We start from the raw sequence: 17901 nt of genomic DNA, 5'->3' as shown, positions 1-17901 counted from the left end.
GAGTAGCCCCGAGAGAGAGATTCTTTCGGGGCTACTTTTTTTATGAACGCTCAACTATTTCCTATTCGCTCTTCACGCTTTCTGCCGGATTATCGACAGCGGCTTTGAAGCTCTTTATGGCAACTGCGCAAAGAATAATCAGGAACACCACCACGCCACAGCAAAGATAGGTAAGGATAGAGACATCGGCTTTTTGCGGGAATTGTTGCATCCAGCGGCTCGCGACTAAAGCAGCTCCCATCCCCCCTATGATCAGGGCTGGCAAGGCAATACGCGATATATCCGTAACAAACAGACGAAGGATATCCATGATAGTGGCTCCGTTTACCTTGCGGATTGCTGTTTCTTTACGACGACGGTTCATCTCGTCACTGGTGTAGCCCAAGAGACCGATCAGACAGATAATCAGCGTAATCAATCCACCGATCAACACCTGATCACGAAAACGCTTGGAGTCACTGTAACGATTCAACAGTTCTGCTTCGTAAGAATAGAGCTGAATATCTTTGTCGGGCAATAAACGAACCAACAGATCTTCCACCGCCTTCATACTCTCGGCTGTCAGTTGATGAAATTTGATCTGCATATAATTGGCTGGAGTGGTTGCGCTAAACATAATACTCGGCCGTGTGTCTTCCATACCGATCGCGCCAATACGAATGTTTTCATATACGCCGCAAATGGTAAAGGTTCCACCCTCTTCGCTATGCTCGCTAATCAGGATTTCTTTCCCTATGACACCATCGGTCCAATCAACGTATGCCAGTATCTTATTGGCAAAGCTACGGCTCACCATCACCTCATTGGCAGCTCCATGTTCACGGAACAGACGTCCTTCGATAATAGGAATCTGCATCATGTCAAAATAGTTATTCCCTACAAAATAAAGGTCTGCTACATTAAACATATCAGTATCATTGTCCGGCAAAGCGATATTATTGCCCGACGCTCCATAGAACAATAGAGAGGATGCGGAGCTCACTTCGGCCACTTCAGCCAAACGACCCACCTCATCAAGCGCCTTCTGACGCAACTCACGATTCACGCCCGACAGCTCGCAATAGGCAATCTGATCGGCATTGTATCCCGTATCGTCATTCACCATAAAGTTATATTGACGAACGATCACCAACAATAATACCGCAAAGAATCCGGCAGCGATAAACTCTACAAACAACAGTCCCAGCTTCCAGAAACGACGGTTCTCACTATAATTGCGGAAGGCAGCAGCTACCGGTATGCGCGAGAACAGATAGCCAGGCAAGAGTCCGGAGACAAGGAATACCACGACGCACACACCCGCCAACACCCATAGGCTCTGCGCGTTAAACAACACGCTGATTTCCTGATTCAACAACGACTTTATGTTGCCCTGGAAAACAAAGATCAACACAGCAGCCAACAAGAGAGAGGCAAACAGATCCACACAGGTCTCTACCAACATTCGCTTAAGGATATTGGGTTCAGATGCGCCATAGCATTTATGGACAGCCATCTCTTTCGAACGGCTCACCAAAGAGGAGATCACAATCAACACATAGTTCAATATCGCCGTTGCCAAAAGAGCGAAAGCCAACAAACCAAGCAACCAGGACATCTGCTTCACCTCTTTACTTCCGGAATAGATATCATGCAAGGGCACTAACAGGTAGTTCAATTCCAAGCCCACCTTTTTGATCTCTTCCATCGGCAGACGTTTATTCTTCATATCATCGATCTCTTCTTCGACACGCTCCATCGAAGTACCGGGACGAAGCTTCACATACGTCGTATAGCGCTCATTACCCAACCAGTTCTCCGTGCCATCCCACATAAACTTGGAGATGGATTCCATAGAGATAATCATATCATAGCGTAGGTGCGTATTGTAAGGCAAACGCTCAAACACTCCACCGATCGTCAGGTTCTTTCCTTTATTCCCATCGATCCAGATCGTTTGCCCCACCGCCACGGATGCCCCACCGAGCCGTTCGGCTATCTCATCGGATATCAACACATACATCGGACGCGCGAGCACCTCCCGGGGATTGCCTACCAGCATCTTGCGAGGAAATATATCAAACCAGCAAGAGTCGGCCATGATGATATCGGAACGATACTTTTCACCATCGGTGGTATAGAAATGTTCTCCATTATTTAAGACGGTAAAGCGCGAAGCAGACATCGTCTCCAATATGTCTTCCCGAAATCCGATAGCAAGCCCGCCACTCGTATGGTTCGATTCGGACGGATCGGCATCGCCCATTTTGAAATTCATCTGTACTTGATAAACCTGATCCGTCTCGGGGAAGAAATTATCAAATGACTGATCAAAATAGACTTTTGCGATTAACACCAGGCCAACGGCCAACCCTACGCCCAGAGATAATATCTTTATCAGGTTGTTACGTCCTTTTTTGAAAAGGGAACGAAATATGATTAGTAGATTTTCCATTTTTCTTGTTTTTTAGTTTTTTACTATGGACTTTTAGGTCATTAAGGACTTTAAGGACTTTCTCCTACTTACTCCAAAATCAACACCTCATTGTTCTTATAGCTCTCATAGCTGGAAACGATCACACGCTCACCCGGTTCCAATCCTTCCAATACCTCGTAATACTGCGGATTCTGACGGCCGATACGGATCTGGCGGCGATGGGCCTTTTTACCCTCTTTATCCAATACAAATATCCAACTGCCTCCTGTATGCTGGAAGAAGGTGCCTTTCGGAATGATCACGCTTTCGGTAGGCTGTCCCAGTTCCAAGTTGATATAATAGGTCTGCCCGCTGCGGATATTATCCGGACGTTCGCCGACAAACAGAAACTCGGTACGGAATTTACCTTCGCGCACTTCCGGGAATACACGGCGGATAGTCAGACCGAAGCTTTTGCCCTGACGCTCAAACGTCGCATTCAAACCGGCACGTACCCGGTCGATATAATGTTCATCAATCATGGCTTCTACTTTATAATCCGACAGGTCGTTGATCTGTCCAATCATCTGTCCGGCGGAGATGTTCTGCCCAAGCACCACATTCAACAATCCCAGTTCGCCATCGATCTGCGAACGTACATTCAAGTTCTCCCTCCGCTGGCGGATCAGGCGCATATTCTCTTGCATACTCTCGACGTTCTCCTCCATCTGATCGAGTTGCAACGAGCGGTAGATCGAATCCTGCAGGATACGTTCGGTGATCAGTTTGTTCTTCCGTTCTGAAAATTCAAAATCCTCTTTTGCCTTCAGATACTCTTCACGCGAGATCAACTCTTCGGCATACAGGTTCTCATATTGTTGGAAGGTACGTTTGGAGCGAGCCATCTCCAGGTCGGTCTGCAACTTGGTATTTTCGTTATCCAGTTTTTGCTGTTGCATGGTGATCTGCGTATTACGCAGGATATTCATCTGTTCCGTCAGATTAGCTTCTGAGGTAAGGATCGACAATTCCAGGCTGGAATTCGAAAGACGGACGATCACATCCCCTTTCCGCACCTGACTGCCCTCTTCTACCACTCGCTCTTCAACGATTCCACCCTCCTGCGGGCTAAGCTGCACCACCGTGATAGGCTGCACCTGCCCGTCGACACGTACGAAGTCATTAAACATATCGCGGGTTACATTTCCTACGCTAACGCCTCTTGCGTCGACACGCAAAGTGGAAGAGTGATCTCCAAAGATGATCCAACCCAGTAAAAGAAGAACAACAACGCCTCCCATTATATAAGGGATATGCTTCTTCTGTATTCCTTTTTTCTTTTCTAATTTTATATCCATGGCTTTGTAATTTAATTGACAGTTGATAATTGATAGTTGATAATTGAGAATTGATAGGAAACATTATCCATTATCAACTATCAATTATCAATTAGTGGAACTCCTTTATAATAATCAACCTCCTTGCACTTCAAGAGATACAACAATTTGCGTTGCAAGAGATTAGCTCGCGACATCAAGAGCGCGTTCGCGCTGGTTTGCAACTCGATAGGACTCATCAGACCCTCTTCATATTTGCGCAACGTTTGCTGATAGGCGATAGCGTCTGCCGCCTGTTTCTTCTCCATCTGAAAGGTCTCTTTGGCATATCCTTCCCGGTCCAATACCGCTTTTTCAATAGCGGTCTGCAGTTGGCGCAACACCTCGGTCTGCTGTTCGGCGGCAATGCGCAGGTTGTTCTTCGCACGACGGGCATCGGTCAAACGGTTCAAGCGACTGAACAGCGGGATAGAAAGGCTTACGCCAACCCATTCTCCCCGGTTGTTCTTAAACTGATCCTTAAACGGTGTGGTCTCCCGATCGCTATTCAACTGCTCAAAATAGGTGGTGTTCACCCCGGCATACAAAGAGATCGTCGGGAAGAAACGTCCTTTCTGTATCAGATGATTCATTTTGGCAGCCCGCACCTGATATTCTGCCTGCAGAGCCGTTGGATTGGCTTCGCTGGCCAGTGTATATATATCGGCTACCGATTCAGTGGGTAATAGATAATCGACCGTTGCGACCGCCGTATCTACCGCTAACAGATCCTCTTGCGGATAATTCATTAATTCCTTCAGGCTGGCCATCGCCTGATTATACAGATTCTCCTGACGAGTGAGGTTATAATCATCTTCCGCCACTTGGGCTTCCACCAAAGCGAGATCCGCTTTGCTCTTCAGACCCAGTTCGTTCATGCGTTCGGATTTATAAAGCGTCGCTTTGCTCTCCTCCAGCTTCTCACCTGCATATCGCTTGGTGCCTTGATAATAGACTACATCAACAAAAGCCACCATCACCTTCAACGCCAGGTCATCTTTCGCCTTCTGCACATCATTCATACCTATTTGGCGATTCACCTTGGAGAGTCGCCAGGTATTCACCAATTGTCCCCCGCTAAACAAAGGCATATTGGCATTGATTCGATAGGAATTATAGAAAGAGGTGGTATTGGTGTACATATTGGTCTCCGGGTCGATCCCACGACCAAAATTATACTCCGCCCCAACCGATCCATCTAAGGAAGGAAAGAAATTGCCTATCGCCGAGGTATATTCTGCCTTATAGGTGTCTTCCTGATACTCTTTTTGTTTCACTGCCGGACTATATTCAACGGCATATTGCATACAGGCCTCCATGGTCCACAGCTGCTCCTGCGCTTTCAATAGGGAAGAAAGAAGTACAGCTAAAATGAATGTAAGTAAGATCTTTTTCATTGTTCCATTATTTTTCTATCAACTAATAAGCAAAGGATATGCCAAACAACGAAACGACTTAACATACAACACATTACACAACGCCACCTTATTCCTACAGTGTCCAATAATTAGACATTCTTGTCAAAGAATTGGACAAAGAAACAACAAAATGCCCTTAAGAACACGCAGTCCTTAAGGGCATAAATCCTATTTCTTCGTACAGAGTCTCTATTTATTTGAAAGGCATATCGAGATGCCAATGCTTCGCCAATCGTTCGGCTTCCTGACGGGTCAGATGAATAACCGCTCCATGCTTGGGCAAGAAGTTGGTCGCTTTCATTACTCCTTCGTTAAAACGTCCCAGGTTGTTGAAGTGTACAAAGTCTGAAGTCTCGCTGAAGCCGAAATTATGGGGCGAAATACCATACACGTCATACATCAGTACCCACTTCTCCTCTCCTATCCGCTTCCATACATTCGGTGCCTCACATGATTTAGGTTCCGGATCATACCAGCGCGGATCATAGTGATAATCTCTGTTTATCCGCTTTGAAGTGGCATATTTGATGCCGGGTACGCCGTCATGTGATACATAAAACATATGGTAGGTATCGCCAATCTTTGTGATATCAGCATCTATGGCCGACACATTTTTATCCGGATACTCGAATAGAAGCTGCGGTATAGACTCTAAGCGATCAAACTCATCGTTCACATAGACATAATACAATTTGTTCGGCTCGCTCTTAAATCGCATGGTGTAGTAGATCATTAACATTCCTTTTTCATCATCATAGGTGATCTCGGGTGCCCAGGCACAACCGATCTCACTGTATGCGGCCGACAATTGGTCAAAGCGGATATTGGTTCGTTTCCAGTTAATTAAATCCCATGATTTCATTAATACCAATCCTCTGTTATTCCCCCAGCCATATACAGCCCCGTCACGCTCCCACTCCGTCTCACGCAGTCCGTCTCTTTTAGCATGCACGTGTAGGTCTGTCATGGCCAGATAAAATGCCCCGTCTGGTCCGCGATAGATATGAGGGTCACGAATCCCTTTCTGATCGGCAATGGTGTCACCTGCCATAACCGGTTTATTCTCGTTCAGCCCGGTAAAGCTATATCCATCCGCACTCAAAGCCATATAAAGCCCATGTGTTTCGTCCCGGTGGTACACCATCAAATAGGCACTCATATCCTGCTCGGTGGGGATAGCATTCTTATAGCGGAAATCACGGAACTTAGCTTCTCCTTTGCCGGTCGATAATAGGCAAGGACGCAATGCGTAGAAGCCTTTGTAGTTATTATGGTGCATCTCCGAAACATTGACCTGCTCCGCCAAGGTTTGCCAGTTGTCTCCATCCTGGCTTGCCAGGAATGTACAGTTGTTTCCCTGATTCAATATCTTTAGAAAGAAATGTTTGCCCAGTTTATGAGGAATAGTCTTGGCCGTTTTGGCATCTTGGTAGATTGTAAACTGCTTATTATCGGAAACGATACCGGCAAATGCCTCTTCATTATAGAATAAAAGCAATCCGGCTTTATTTCCGTTAGTCACCTCTATCTCCACTTGTGTTTCATAGGTTTTGTCTGTTGGGGTAATAAGGAGTTTGCGCCCATCCGCCGGTGTTTTCCCTTTTGCCCGCAGGAAGAGACTGTTATCCTTAATTGTTATCGCCTGGGGTGCATATTCTTTCCAATATGTCCATTGTAAGCCAAGTGTTGGCTTGTCGAATTTGTCTGAGAGTACTAACCCGTGTTTAACCGGTTTTTCCGGCACGATTGGTGTGGCTTCTGCCTTGGTACGATACCAGCCATCGGCTGTCCACTCGATTGGTTCTATCAATGTCTGTCTTCCCAGACTATGATAACCCTTCTCATAGGCATGATAAACAACCCACCAATTACCATTCACATCGTCTATGATTGTGCCATGTCCTTTCGACCACCAGTTGTCGGACGCGTGATAGGTATGCACGATTGGATTATAAGGGGAGTTTTCCCATGGTCCCATGGGGCTTTTGGAACGGGCAGAAACAACCATGTGACTCGTTGGAGGCCCGGCTGTGCCACCCTCGGCGGTAGTCATATAGTAATAACCATCCTTATAGTTTAGTTTGGGTGATTCAAGCCACATCCCTTCCGTTTCCCATTCTTTGGGGTATATCCATCCGTCATAGATTTTCTCTGATTCGCCAACAGTGGCCAAGCCATCTTCCGTAAGGCGTATCATATGTCCATCGGATAGATGCAGATATCTGTTTCCTTCTGCATCCGCGATGTGTCCGGGGTCAATATTGCCTACCTTCAGGTCGATCGGCTTACTCCAAGGTCCACGAATATCATCTGCCCAAACCACCCAATTGGTTCCGGCCGCCGGATAATAAAGGTAAAAACGATCTTTATACTTTACTAAGTCGGGTGCCATAGCGGAACCCCTATATTCCGGAATAATGCGAGTAACAGGCTCCCAGTTCATCAGGTCTTGTGAATGCCATATCAGAAAGCCTGGCATGTAATAAAAGGGAGAATGTGTCATGTAATAGTCTTTTCCATCGCGTACGATTGTTGGGTCAGGATAGTCGCCTGGGAATATAGCCTTAGGGTATTCCTGTGCTATGGCCGGTAAAGAGAACAATAGCCATATAAGAAGGCAAAAAGATTGTTTTTTTGTCATACTTACTTCTTTTATTTATGAAAACATATTACTATTAGTTGCTTGTTAACGCCTTGTATCTCAAAAGCGCCTCAATATAGTAATAATCCGCGTAAATAATAGAAGCATCTATCTCTGATTTGTTAGGCCAATGCCCCGTGGAGTGTAATAGGAAAGAAGGATTCTTCTCATGGCTTTGGTATTGGGTGGAAGATAATTCCTTCAACATATTAACGGCTGCCAGCTTATAGGTCTCTTTCTTTTCCGGATCGTTCACATAATCCTGCAACTCTAATAGTGCGGAGGCAACAATAGCTGCTGCCGAGGCATCCCGAGGTTCGTCGGGTATATTCGGGGCATTAAAGTCCCAATAGGGAACATATTCATTCTGGGGTAAATGATTCAGGTATAAATCGGTCACCTTTTCCGCAAAATCCAGGAAACGCTGCTCCCCTGTTTCGCGATAAACCATCGTATAACCATAGATCGCCCATGCCTGTCCGCGTGCCCAGAGTGTACTGTCTGCATATCCCTGGTGAGTAACGCCTTTCAGGAAATCCCCGGTAATGGTGTCGTATACTGCTACGTGATAATTGCCACCGTCTTCTCGGAAGCCATACTTCATGGTGGTTGCCGCGTGAGAGGTTGCTATGTCATATAGTTTTTTATCCCCTCCGTTCTTGGCCGCCCAATAGAGCATCTCCAGATTAATCATATTATCCATAATCGTATTATGCGGCCAATTATTCGGCTCTACCTCTCTGGGCCAGGAAAGGATAGTGCCTACCTTCGGGTTAAACAGAGTTGCTAATGTGTCCGCTGCGTTCAATAGGATCTGTTTATATGATCCATTACCTGTCAAACGATAACCGTTTCCATAGCTGCAGAACAGTTGAAAGCCCAGATCATGATCATAGGGTGATTCCTTAGTCAGAGGAGCTAATAACTCCGTATAATGAACGGCATGGTTTCTGATATCCTCGCTTTGCGTTGCTTCGTAGGCATACCATAGGGTGCCCGGCCAAAAACCAACCGTCCATTCGCCTATCGATACGGGTACGAGGTTCCAGGCAGTTTGTCCCGGTAAGACATTACGGGGCATACGTGTTGTGTCGCCTATCATATCCAATGTCCGCTTTACCTGTTTGTGACAGTATTCCAGCTGTTGATCGACATCAAAGTCTGATATTGTTTCTTTCTGACTGCAGGAAGAGAAACATAAAAGAACTAAGCTAAGAGTAAATAAAAGTCTTTTCATCATATTATATTTTATTTTTATTTTTCTATTCTGAACCAATCTGCATCTACCCATGAACGTGACGTGTTTTTCCGGTCATTCAGGATAAACAGTCCTGTCTTGGCTCCGATCCATTTCCCCTGTCGTGCTTTGAAGGATTGTTTTAACGGGTGATATTTCTTCCCATTCAAGCTGTAACTGAATGTACAAACAGCCTCTTTATCCACATGCACCCGAAGATAGATCTCTGCCGAGGGTATAGGTGTTTTATAATTATATCGTTCTTCTACCCGGATATCTTTCAAAGGAATCTGTTGTAGAAGTGTTTCGGGTGTCTTTTGTTCCGCATCTTTACAAGTACTATATTCCAACGCGTACCCGTCCGCTGTTTTCAGGATGGCTATATAGGCATAATCCCATCCCATGACAATGAGCCCGGCCTTATCATTCTCATTCAGCAGTATGGTGGATAACTTTGTCGTCGCCGTGAACTCGGGTGCCGGAAATTTCTGCATCAATAGATTCGGTATATCCCAAAAGTTCGTATACTTATCCGGATAATATTGCCCATACAGGCGTATATAACCGTATGGTGTCGGGTATCCCCATGTCTGTTGTGGATTGGCATGCCATTGCCATTGTTTGCCCCAGGCTGGCTCGTTGAACTCATCACTATCCACCGGAGTTTCTACCGGATAACTACGTCCCACGTTCGGCTTCTTATGCGTTCGTACAGGTTCTCCGCAACCATCACCATCGGTGTCTCTCCCAATCACCGGCCATCCCTCTTTCCATTCCACAGGTTGCAAATGGCTGATACGCCCATAAGCTCCTTTGTCCTGAAAGTGTAGGAACCAATATTCTCCGGAGGGTGTATCGACTAATCCGCCCTGGTGGGGACCATTTGTCTCCGTATCTCCTTGTATTAATACAGTCTTTACCTCGTAGGGACCATAGATATGTTTAGAACGCATAGCCAATTGCCATCCTGTCGCCACACCACCTGCCGGTGCCAATAGATAATAATAGCCCTCTCTTTTATAGAATTTGCCCCCTTCTACGGTATGGTTCACACCGTCATTGCCGTCATAGATCAGTACCTCCTCTCCTATCACGCGGGTACCATCACTATTCATCTCACAAAGGGTCATCACACTGTTCATACTGGCCCGGCTTCCTGCCCAGGCATGTACCAGATAAACTTTCCCGTCATCGTCGAAAAGTGGACTTGGGTCGATGCGTCCCTTGCCGGGTAGTACCCGAATAGGTTTATCCCATCTGCCGTATATATCTTTGGTCTTCACGACATAGATACCGAAATCCGGGTCTCCCCAGTAGATCATATATTCCCCGTTATGGTAACGGATACAGGGCGCCCATACGCCACGTCCGTGTTGAGCCTTATCGAAGAATCCCACAGGCTCTACTCCCTCCATATACAGATCTTTCAGGGCATAATTAATAATTTGCCAGTTAACCAAATCTTTGGAATGTAATATGGGCAAGCCCGGTACACAATTGAAACTCGATGCCGTCATGAAATAATCATCGCCTACCCGAATTATATCCGGATCTGCATAATCGGCATAGAGTACCGGATTCCGGTACATACCATTCCCCAGATCAGCCTTCCATACCTTAGAGGTATAGGGTTGAGCATGGATTCCCGCGTAGCAGGACAGGAATAATATAAAATATAAAACCTTTCTCTTCATATTATCAAATAAGATCGTTACACCTATGAATACGAACTACCCCCTCCATACACCTAATGGATATCTCTTTTTTTTCTGATATTTTTTTTCTCACGCGGGTGAGAAAAAATTCTCACGCGGGTGAGAATTTTCAGACAGGCCTAAAAAAGAGGAAAAATATCTTTACCTTTGTTTTTGATTTAGGCCACAAAAAGTATTTGTTGCCTGCCTTTTATTACGTATTATAAGATTCTTACTCGGATATGAAAAGAATAGTTTTCTCCATAGCCCTATTGGCTCTCTCGCTGATCGGCTTTGCTCAGAACAATCAACAGATCTGCCGCATCGGTTTTTCGTATGAAATAAGTCAAAGTCAGAACTGGGGTCCCGGATTCCCGATCGTCACCCGTATTGTCCCCTACTCTTCAGCCGAACAGGCGGGTATCAAGCAAGGGGATATCGTAGAAGCCATCGACAATGTGCCTACGGTGAACCTGAGTGAGACGGAGCTCAACCAGCTATTGAACCCGGCAAACAAGAACGAGATCACATTGACCATCCGTTCGATCTCCAACCCGCAGAAAAAGGTGGTGGTGCGCAAAGATTGCAAACTACCGAATGCCATCACAGAGGAGCAGTTGGCGATTGCCTTTAATATGTACAGCCTGGAGACCACCAGTGAACGTCGCTTTGTCTGTCCGTTCAAAATGAACGTAACGCCCGACCCGGTCGATTTTGGTGCTTTTTCTACCTTCACCTTCTCGGCCATTGACGAAAGCAACCGCAATATGGAGACTGCCATCAACGGATATATTGAAAAGGAATTGACGCAAAAGGGATTGATCTACGACCCCGAGCAACCGGAGGTTCGAGTAGAGACCTTCTATTATTTCGATAAGAATCCCAACTATAAAGGTCCCAGCAAAGTGATAGTCAACAAAGAGGTTATCTCGCGTTACGACGTGAATTACAACCGCATGATCGATCTCCCTTTCCTGAACCATCAAACAGCAGAATCGGAGGCGGAGTTTTTGCTTCAGTTTGGATTTCGTCTAGTGGATCTTCGGATTAATCCCGGACAGGTTATTTGGGAATGTGAGGCGCATGAGCTATTAGAAAACTCCTACCGGTTGGAAGACTACGCGCGAATTCATATCCCGCTGATGCTGATGCAGTATCCGTATGTGAAATATAGTCGGAACGTGCCGTTTACGGTGAGTCGGAAAACCTACAATTACACCGGACTGCAGTATGATATTAACCAACTGGACCGTGTAGCTGCCGTCGATCCGAACTCACCGGCTTATACTGCCGGAGTGCGTGTAGGCGACACTGTCGACCGCATTGGTAACCAGCGCATGAATCATACAGCCGAAGAGCTGACCGGCGCTTATAAACGATTTATCACCAACACGATGAATCTGCGCGACCCGAAAACTCAATTCAAGGATGCTAACGGATTTGAGTTTTGCATGTATTGGGATAGCTTCAAATATACGCAGGTAGCCAACGCACTGCAACGCGGCAATGCCATGGCACCCTTCGCTTATCTCTACTACTTTGCACCCTATATCAATCTATCAGGCAACAACACCTGTAATTTCGTTCTCCGACGAGGGAAAGAAAAACAAGAAGTATTGATACGTCCTACCGTGCGTACGGACGTAACAATCGAAGTTAAATAAATAAGAGACTTTACACACGTGATATATCCACATAATTTTGAGCAGAAGATAGGATTTGATTCTATCCGTCGTCTGCTTACCGATAAATGTTTGAGTCCGCTCGGCGAAGAACGCGTGCACGACATGGACTTTTCTGCCGATTACGAAACCATTACGACCCGCTTGCAGCAAACCGAAGAGTTCCTTCGCATCCTGCGGGGCGACGTGGAGTTTCCGGCAAGCTACTTCTTCGATGTGCGCTATTCATTGCAACGCATTCGCCCGGAAGGGACCTGGCTCGACGAGAAAGAGTTGTTCGATCTCAAGCGCTCGCTTCAGACCATCCATGAAATCATCCGTTTCCTCCGGCCACCGGAAGATGAAGAGGCCGAAGTATTGTATCCTGCTCTTTCGGCGTTGGCGGGCAACATCAGTGTGTTTCCGCAACTGATCACACAGATCGACCATATACTCGACAAATACGGACGCATCAAAGACAATGCCTCTGCTGAGCTGGCCCGCATCCGCAAAGAGATGGCGTCGACCATGAACAGCATCTCCCGCAGCCTACAGTCCATTCTTCGCTCGGCACAGTCGGAAGGACTGGTCGATAAGGATGTAGCACCAACCATGCGCGACGGGCGGTTGATGATACCGGTTGCGCCGGCTTATAAGCGCAAAATAAAAGGGATCGTGCACGATGAGTCGGCCAGTGGGAAAACGGTATTCATCGAACCCGAAGTGGTGGTGGAGGCCAACAACCGCATCCGCGAGCTGGAAGGAGAAGAACGCCGGGAGATCATACAGATCCTAACTGCGTTCACCAATCTGGTGCGCCCCTATATCCAGGACATTCTTCATTCCTATTCTTTTATGGGGGATATCGACTTCATACGCGCCAAGGCGCTATTTGGCGATCAGATCAATGCAATCCGCCCGCAAATGGAAGACAAGCAGGAGGTCGAATGGTACCATGCCATTCATCCGCTCCTCTACCTCTCGCACAAAAAGCAGGGGAAAGAGGTGGTCCCGCTGGACATTACCCTCAATGAGCAGCAACGCTTACTGATTATTTCCGGTCCGAACGCCGGGGGAAAGTCGGTATGCCTGAAAACGGTCGGCTTATTGCAGTATATGTTGCAGTGTGGCCTATTGATTCCACTCTATGAGAATTCGCATACCGGGGTATTTGACAACCTCTTTATCGATATCGGCGACGAACAGAGCATTGAGAATGACCTGAGTACCTACAGTTCGCATCTGACAAATATGAAGCATTTCGTGCGCAACTGCCAGGCGAAGACACTCTTATTGATCGACGAATTCGGTAGCGGAACGGAACCGCAGATAGGTGGAGCCATTGCCGAAGCCCTGCTCGATCGCTTTAATCGGCGGAAAAGCTTCGGGGTGATCACGACCCACTACCAGAACCTCAAGCATTTTGCCGAGGAGGCCGAAGGAGTAGTCAATGGGGCGATGCTTTACGATCGCCATCAGATGCAACCTTTATTCAAACTGGCGATAGGCAATCCGGGCAGTTCTTTTGCCATTGAGATTGCGCGGAAGATTGGTCTGCCCGAAGATATTATATCTGATGCCTCCGAAAAGGTGGGCGCCGACTATGTCAATATGGACAAATACCTGCAGGATATTGTCCGCGACAAACGCTATTGGGAGAGCAAACGGCAGAATATCCGCCAGCAGGAGAAGAAACTGGAAGATATCACATCCCGCTACGAAGAGGATCTGGAAGCCATCAACAAGCAACGCAAGGAGATTCTGCGGGATGCCAAAGCGGAAGCGCAGCACCTTATCTCCGAAGCGAATGCCAAAATAGAAAATACCATCCGTCAGATCAAAGAGACGCAGGCGGAGAAAGAACAGACCCGCCTGGCGCGCAAAGCGCTGGATGAGTTCAAAGCCTCGGTGCTTTCGGCTGAAGAGGAGGAAAAGAACGATAAGATCGCCCGTAAAATGGCGAAAATCAAAGAGCGAAACGAGCGAAAGAAAGAGAAACCGAAGGCTGCTGCCAAGCAGGAATTTAACAAAGAGGTCATTGCTGTCGGAGACAATGTGCGCCTACGCGGACAGACTTCTGCCGGAACGGTGTTAGAATTGCAGGGCAAGCAGGCGATGGTTGCCTTTGGTATGATCAAGAGCACCGTCAAGCTCGATCAGTTGGAGAAGGTAAGCAAAGGGCAAATCAAGAAAGAAATCCAGAAAAGCACCTTTGTCAGCAGCCAGACAACCGATAGTATGCACGAGAAAAAGATCCATTTCAAGCAGGAGATCGATGTGCGTGGTATGCGTGGCGACGAGGCATTGCAAGCCGTTACCTATTTTGTGGACGACGCCATCCAGGTGGGCGCCGGGAAAATACGCATCCTGCATGGCACCGGAACGGGCATTCTCCGGCAATTGATTCGCGATTATCTGCATTCCGTGCCCGGCATCCGCCGCTACCACGACGAGCATGTGCAGTTCGGAGGAGCCGGTGTTACGGTCGTTGAGTTGGATTAATCCGGGAAGGCAGCGGCAATAGATTTCAGTAGTTCCTCTACGCCTGCGATCGCTTCTCCATTTTCCGAATAGGCAGCCACAATGTAGCGCCCTTTCCAGATAGCTGGGATATCACCATTGTACCGATCCTTTATCACGAGTGCGCCTTCCGCAAACTCCAATGGCTGCCGGGCAAAGGTGAAATATTTTGTCAAGATATCCTTCGCTCCGTCTGCAGAATTCCCATCGATCACAAACAATTGAAAGGCTTTTCCTTCCCGTTCGTATTTTGCCAGGTAGATCTGTTTCAGGAATTCATGCCCGATATAATTGGAGGTAATATAGGCTTCGGAGTAGGGTTGCTTCCCTTCCGCCGGGAAGAATCGCAGGATCGTCGGATAAGCTGCCTTCGGATCGATACGCTCGGCCAGGCCGGTTCCGATCTGGTGCAACACTGTTTCGAGATTTTCCTGCGAGGTGGCCCACATCTTTACATATATATGACCGGCAAAAAAGAACAGACTACTTGGATCGCCCTGCGCCTCGCCGCCGATCGGGTAATGAGCCAATTCGGTAGAACGCTCGGAAGCGTACATGCCGAAGGCATCCTCGGGTGAAGCATGGCGGTAGATCTGCAACGTGATATAGTCCTTATCCTTTTTATATTCTACACTGGTCATTTCCCTGAAATTGTTCTCAATAAAAAGAGGCGCCGCCCCATTGATGCGGTCAAACAAATTATCCGGATCAAACACCTCTATCTCTTCGTTGATTTCCCAGCCCGGTATGGAGGGCAACCAGGACTTCAATTCCTGGGGCGTTTGCGCAGAGAGAGAAAAAACAATCAGGCTACTTACCAGACTTAACACATACGAACGATATTTCATATTAGCTTTTTCTTTGCAGTGATTAACTTAAAAATTCGGTGGGTATAGTGCGAACCGGATTGATGGCGGCAATTTTGCGCGACACATCAAAGCCAGAAACGCAGGTCACCTTGCAGGATTCACAATTGGCACACGGGTTATCCGGCAGCGAAAGATCCGCCAGGGTCTCTTTCGAGAGTTGCGCATACTTATAACCATAGGCATACATATAGGCACGCATCATATCCGGAATCGGCAGATGCTCGGGGCATTGCTCCAGGCACTTACCGCACTGCTGACAGAACACCCCTTCCTGTGTGCACAGAGCCGCCAGGTATTCTTTTTCACCAACAGTTAGTTCGATGTTCTCAACCGCTGCCAGGCACTCATCCAATTCGTCGAAGTTCGAGAATCCCAGTATAGCTGTAGTGATATTTTCATTCTGCCATACCCATTTCAGGCAGGCCTGCGCATTAATCTTCTTATTCCCTTCGGCATCTTCCACCGCACCGGTCATGGTTTTCATCGCTACAAACCCAATACCCGCTTTTACGCCGCGTGCCAACGCTTCGTCAGTCGCTTTCAGATTATCCAACTTAAAATTATAGCTCAACAGGATCACATCGTATATGCCTGCTTCGATAGCGGCATCGATATATTCCGGTTTGTTGGCGTGTGTTGAGAAGCCTACATATTTTGTCTTTCCCTCTTCCTTGAATTTCTTGAGGATATTGATCAAGCGCGGATCTTTAATCTCTTCCACGCTCTTGGGGTCATGCACGTAATACCAGTCGACATAATCCATTTGCAGGCGGGAAAGGCTCAGGTCGAGCATATCCGTGAATTCTTTTTCAAACGAATCGGTATAAGGATATTGACGTGTCCGTCCTTTGGTTGCTACATAAAAGCTATCGCGCGGTTTGTCCTTGAAGAAATTACCCAGCATCTCTTCGTTGCGTCCGTTTTGATAGCCATGCGCAGTGTCGAAATGCTTGATACCTGAATTATAGGCTGCCCGTACGACATTCGGATTGTCGGCACGCATCACTCCCATGCTCAGAATAGGCAATTGAATACCCGAGCGTCCAAGCTTGCGCATTGGGAAAGCTGCTTTCTTATGAGTTGTTGTTTTATCAGGAGACATCGCTTTGGCTCCCGGAGCCAGTAAAGCACCGGCACCGGCCGCGGCCGATAAGCGGAGAAAGTTTCTTCGGTTGACTTTTTTTGTTTCCATGGTTCTTTTCTATTTTATGATTGATTGTAAACAAGCTGCACACAAGCCGGCAGAGATGGATTTCCTGTCGGCATAAGGCAAAAATAAGCATATAAACAGAATATTAATCGCTAAAAACATTTTTTATGTTTAGCCCCCTTATCCGTTTGCTTGAAAAATGTAATCACAAAGTTGAAAATGTTGGAATCTGCAACTTGAACAAGTTGTAAATCCTGTTCAAAAATCCGATAAATTCAAGAAAAAGCAACTACTTACGATTTAAAAGCAAAAAAGACAACGAAAAAAGATTCCTCCCACCTGCCTCTTCCTACATTTGCATATCGATCAGCGATAAGATCAAAGAAAATAAGGAATAATAACAGCGATTTTTTAGGAAAAACATGACACAGATTCAATTTCAAACCAAATTGGTAGGATTGCAGGATAATCTATTCAGCTTTGCACTCACTTTAACCGCAAACAAAGAAGACGCAATGGATTTGTTGCAAGACACCACACTTAAGGTGCTCGACAACCGTGACAAATTTACCGACAACACAAATTTCAAGGGTTGGGTAATGACTGTTATGCGCAATATCTTTATCAACAATTACAACCGTGTGGTTCGTACCAATACATTTCTCGATAGCAGCATTGATGTATATAATGTAGATACCATCAGCCATTCCGGCTTTGATTCTCCGGAAGGATGTATCGACATGAATGAAATAAACAACGCTATTGAAGGATTGAGCGAAGATATGAAAGCTCCTTTTGCTCTATTCGTTAGCGGATACCGATATGATGAGATTTCTGATATAATGAATATCCCGATGGGAACGGTAAAAAGCCGCATATTCGTAGCCCGTCAGCGTTTGCAAAACGAACTAAAAGAGTTTTATTATAATTGAGAACCTAA

Annotated in this window: 11 protein-coding genes; 3 read left to right on the top strand and 8 right to left on the bottom strand. The window is 46.6% G+C overall.

Annotated features, from left to right (window positions below; all coding sequences use genetic code 11):
* Positions 1 to 61 precede the first annotated feature (61 nt).
* From M2134_RS04580 to M2134_RS04555, 6 genes are all read right to left on the bottom strand, one after another.
* Positions 62 to 2434, bottom strand: coding sequence for an ABC transporter permease (locus M2134_RS04580; protein WP_280749877.1), 2373 nt, complete (start codon positions 2432 to 2434; stop codon positions 62 to 64).
* Between the two features lie 68 nt (positions 2435 to 2502).
* Positions 2503 to 3753, bottom strand: coding sequence for an HlyD family efflux transporter periplasmic adaptor subunit (locus tag M2134_RS04575; RefSeq protein WP_280749876.1), 1251 nt, complete (start codon positions 3751 to 3753; stop codon positions 2503 to 2505).
* An 80-nt stretch (positions 3754 to 3833) separates the two neighbouring features.
* Positions 3834 to 5168, bottom strand: coding sequence for a TolC family protein (locus M2134_RS04570; protein ID WP_280749875.1), 1335 nt, complete (start codon positions 5166 to 5168; stop codon positions 3834 to 3836).
* Positions 5169 to 5382: 214 nt separating this feature from the next.
* Positions 5383 to 7830: a family 43 glycosylhydrolase gene (locus M2134_RS04565; protein WP_280749874.1), complete on the bottom strand. Its 2448-nt coding sequence runs from the start codon at positions 7828 to 7830 to the stop codon at positions 5383 to 5385.
* A gap of 34 nt (positions 7831 to 7864) precedes the next feature.
* The gene (locus M2134_RS04560; RefSeq protein ID WP_280749961.1) at positions 7865 to 9067 is read right to left on the bottom strand and encodes a glycoside hydrolase family 88 protein; all 1203 of its coding nucleotides are present in this window, start codon (positions 9065 to 9067) and stop codon (positions 7865 to 7867) included.
* Between the two features lie 17 nt (positions 9068 to 9084).
* On the bottom strand, positions 9085 to 10761 hold the full coding sequence (locus M2134_RS04555; protein WP_280749873.1) for a glycoside hydrolase 43 family protein: 1677 nt from the start codon (positions 10759 to 10761) through the stop codon (positions 9085 to 9087).
* Between the two features lie 242 nt (positions 10762 to 11003).
* Between M2134_RS04555 and M2134_RS04550 the strand changes: the two genes are divergently transcribed.
* Positions 11004 to 12425 carry a PDZ domain-containing protein gene (locus M2134_RS04550; protein ID WP_280749872.1) on the top strand — a complete coding sequence of 474 codons (1422 nt, stop codon included), beginning with the start codon at positions 11004 to 11006 and terminating at the stop codon, positions 12423 to 12425.
* 18 nt (positions 12426 to 12443) lie between these two features.
* On the top strand, positions 12444 to 14924 hold the full coding sequence (locus M2134_RS04545; protein ID WP_280749871.1) for an endonuclease MutS2: 2481 nt from the start codon (positions 12444 to 12446) through the stop codon (positions 14922 to 14924).
* Here M2134_RS04545 and M2134_RS04540 read toward each other — a convergent pair.
* Both M2134_RS04540 and M2134_RS04535 read right to left on the bottom strand, forming a co-directional pair.
* The gene (locus tag M2134_RS04540; protein ID WP_280749870.1) at positions 14921 to 15790 is read right to left on the bottom strand and encodes a DUF6599 family protein; all 870 of its coding nucleotides are present in this window, start codon (positions 15788 to 15790) and stop codon (positions 14921 to 14923) included. The two genes, M2134_RS04545 and M2134_RS04540, sit on opposite strands and share 4 nt — an antisense overlap.
* A gap of 22 nt (positions 15791 to 15812) precedes the next feature.
* Positions 15813 to 17003, bottom strand: a complete 1191-nt coding sequence (locus M2134_RS04535; protein ID WP_280749869.1) for an aldo/keto reductase — start codon at positions 17001 to 17003, stop codon at positions 15813 to 15815.
* 380 nt (positions 17004 to 17383) lie between these two features.
* Between M2134_RS04535 and M2134_RS04530 the strand changes: the two genes are divergently transcribed.
* Positions 17384 to 17893 (top strand): sigma-70 family RNA polymerase sigma factor, encoded by a 510-nt coding sequence (locus M2134_RS04530; RefSeq protein WP_280749868.1) that lies wholly within the window; start codon positions 17384 to 17386, stop codon positions 17891 to 17893.
* The last annotated feature ends 8 nt before the right edge of the window (positions 17894 to 17901 follow it).

The sequence above is a fragment of the Parabacteroides sp. PM6-13 genome (assembly GCF_029892605.1).
Taxonomy (GTDB): domain Bacteria; phylum Bacteroidota; class Bacteroidia; order Bacteroidales; family Tannerellaceae; genus QVMG01.
The sequence above is the reverse complement of the archived record's forward strand: the minus strand, read 5'-3'. Positions and strand labels throughout refer to the sequence as shown.

Coding starts and splice junctions, on each gene's coding strand:
- M2134_RS04550 (WP_280749872.1), top strand. CDS start 11,004: ATGAAAAGAATAGTTTTCTCCATAGCCCTATTGGCTCTCTCGCTGATC.
- M2134_RS04580 (WP_280749877.1), bottom strand. CDS start 2,434: ATGGAAAATCTACTAATCATATTTCGTTCCCTTTTCAAAAAAGGACGT.
- M2134_RS04565 (WP_280749874.1), bottom strand. CDS start 7,830: ATGACAAAAAAACAATCTTTTTGCCTTCTTATATGGCTATTGTTCTCT.
- M2134_RS04570 (WP_280749875.1), bottom strand. CDS start 5,168: ATGAAAAAGATCTTACTTACATTCATTTTAGCTGTACTTCTTTCTTCC.
- M2134_RS04540 (WP_280749870.1), bottom strand. CDS start 15,790: ATGAAATATCGTTCGTATGTGTTAAGTCTGGTAAGTAGCCTGATTGTT.
- M2134_RS04530 (WP_280749868.1), top strand. CDS start 17,384: ATGACACAGATTCAATTTCAAACCAAATTGGTAGGATTGCAGGATAAT.
- M2134_RS04575 (WP_280749876.1), bottom strand. CDS start 3,753: ATGGATATAAAATTAGAAAAGAAAAAAGGAATACAGAAGAAGCATATC.
- M2134_RS04535 (WP_280749869.1), bottom strand. CDS start 17,003: ATGGAAACAAAAAAAGTCAACCGAAGAAACTTTCTCCGCTTATCGGCC.
- M2134_RS04560 (WP_280749961.1), bottom strand. CDS start 9,067: ATGAAAAGACTTTTATTTACTCTTAGCTTAGTTCTTTTATGTTTCTCT.
- M2134_RS04555 (WP_280749873.1), bottom strand. CDS start 10,761: ATGAAGAGAAAGGTTTTATATTTTATATTATTCCTGTCCTGCTACGCG.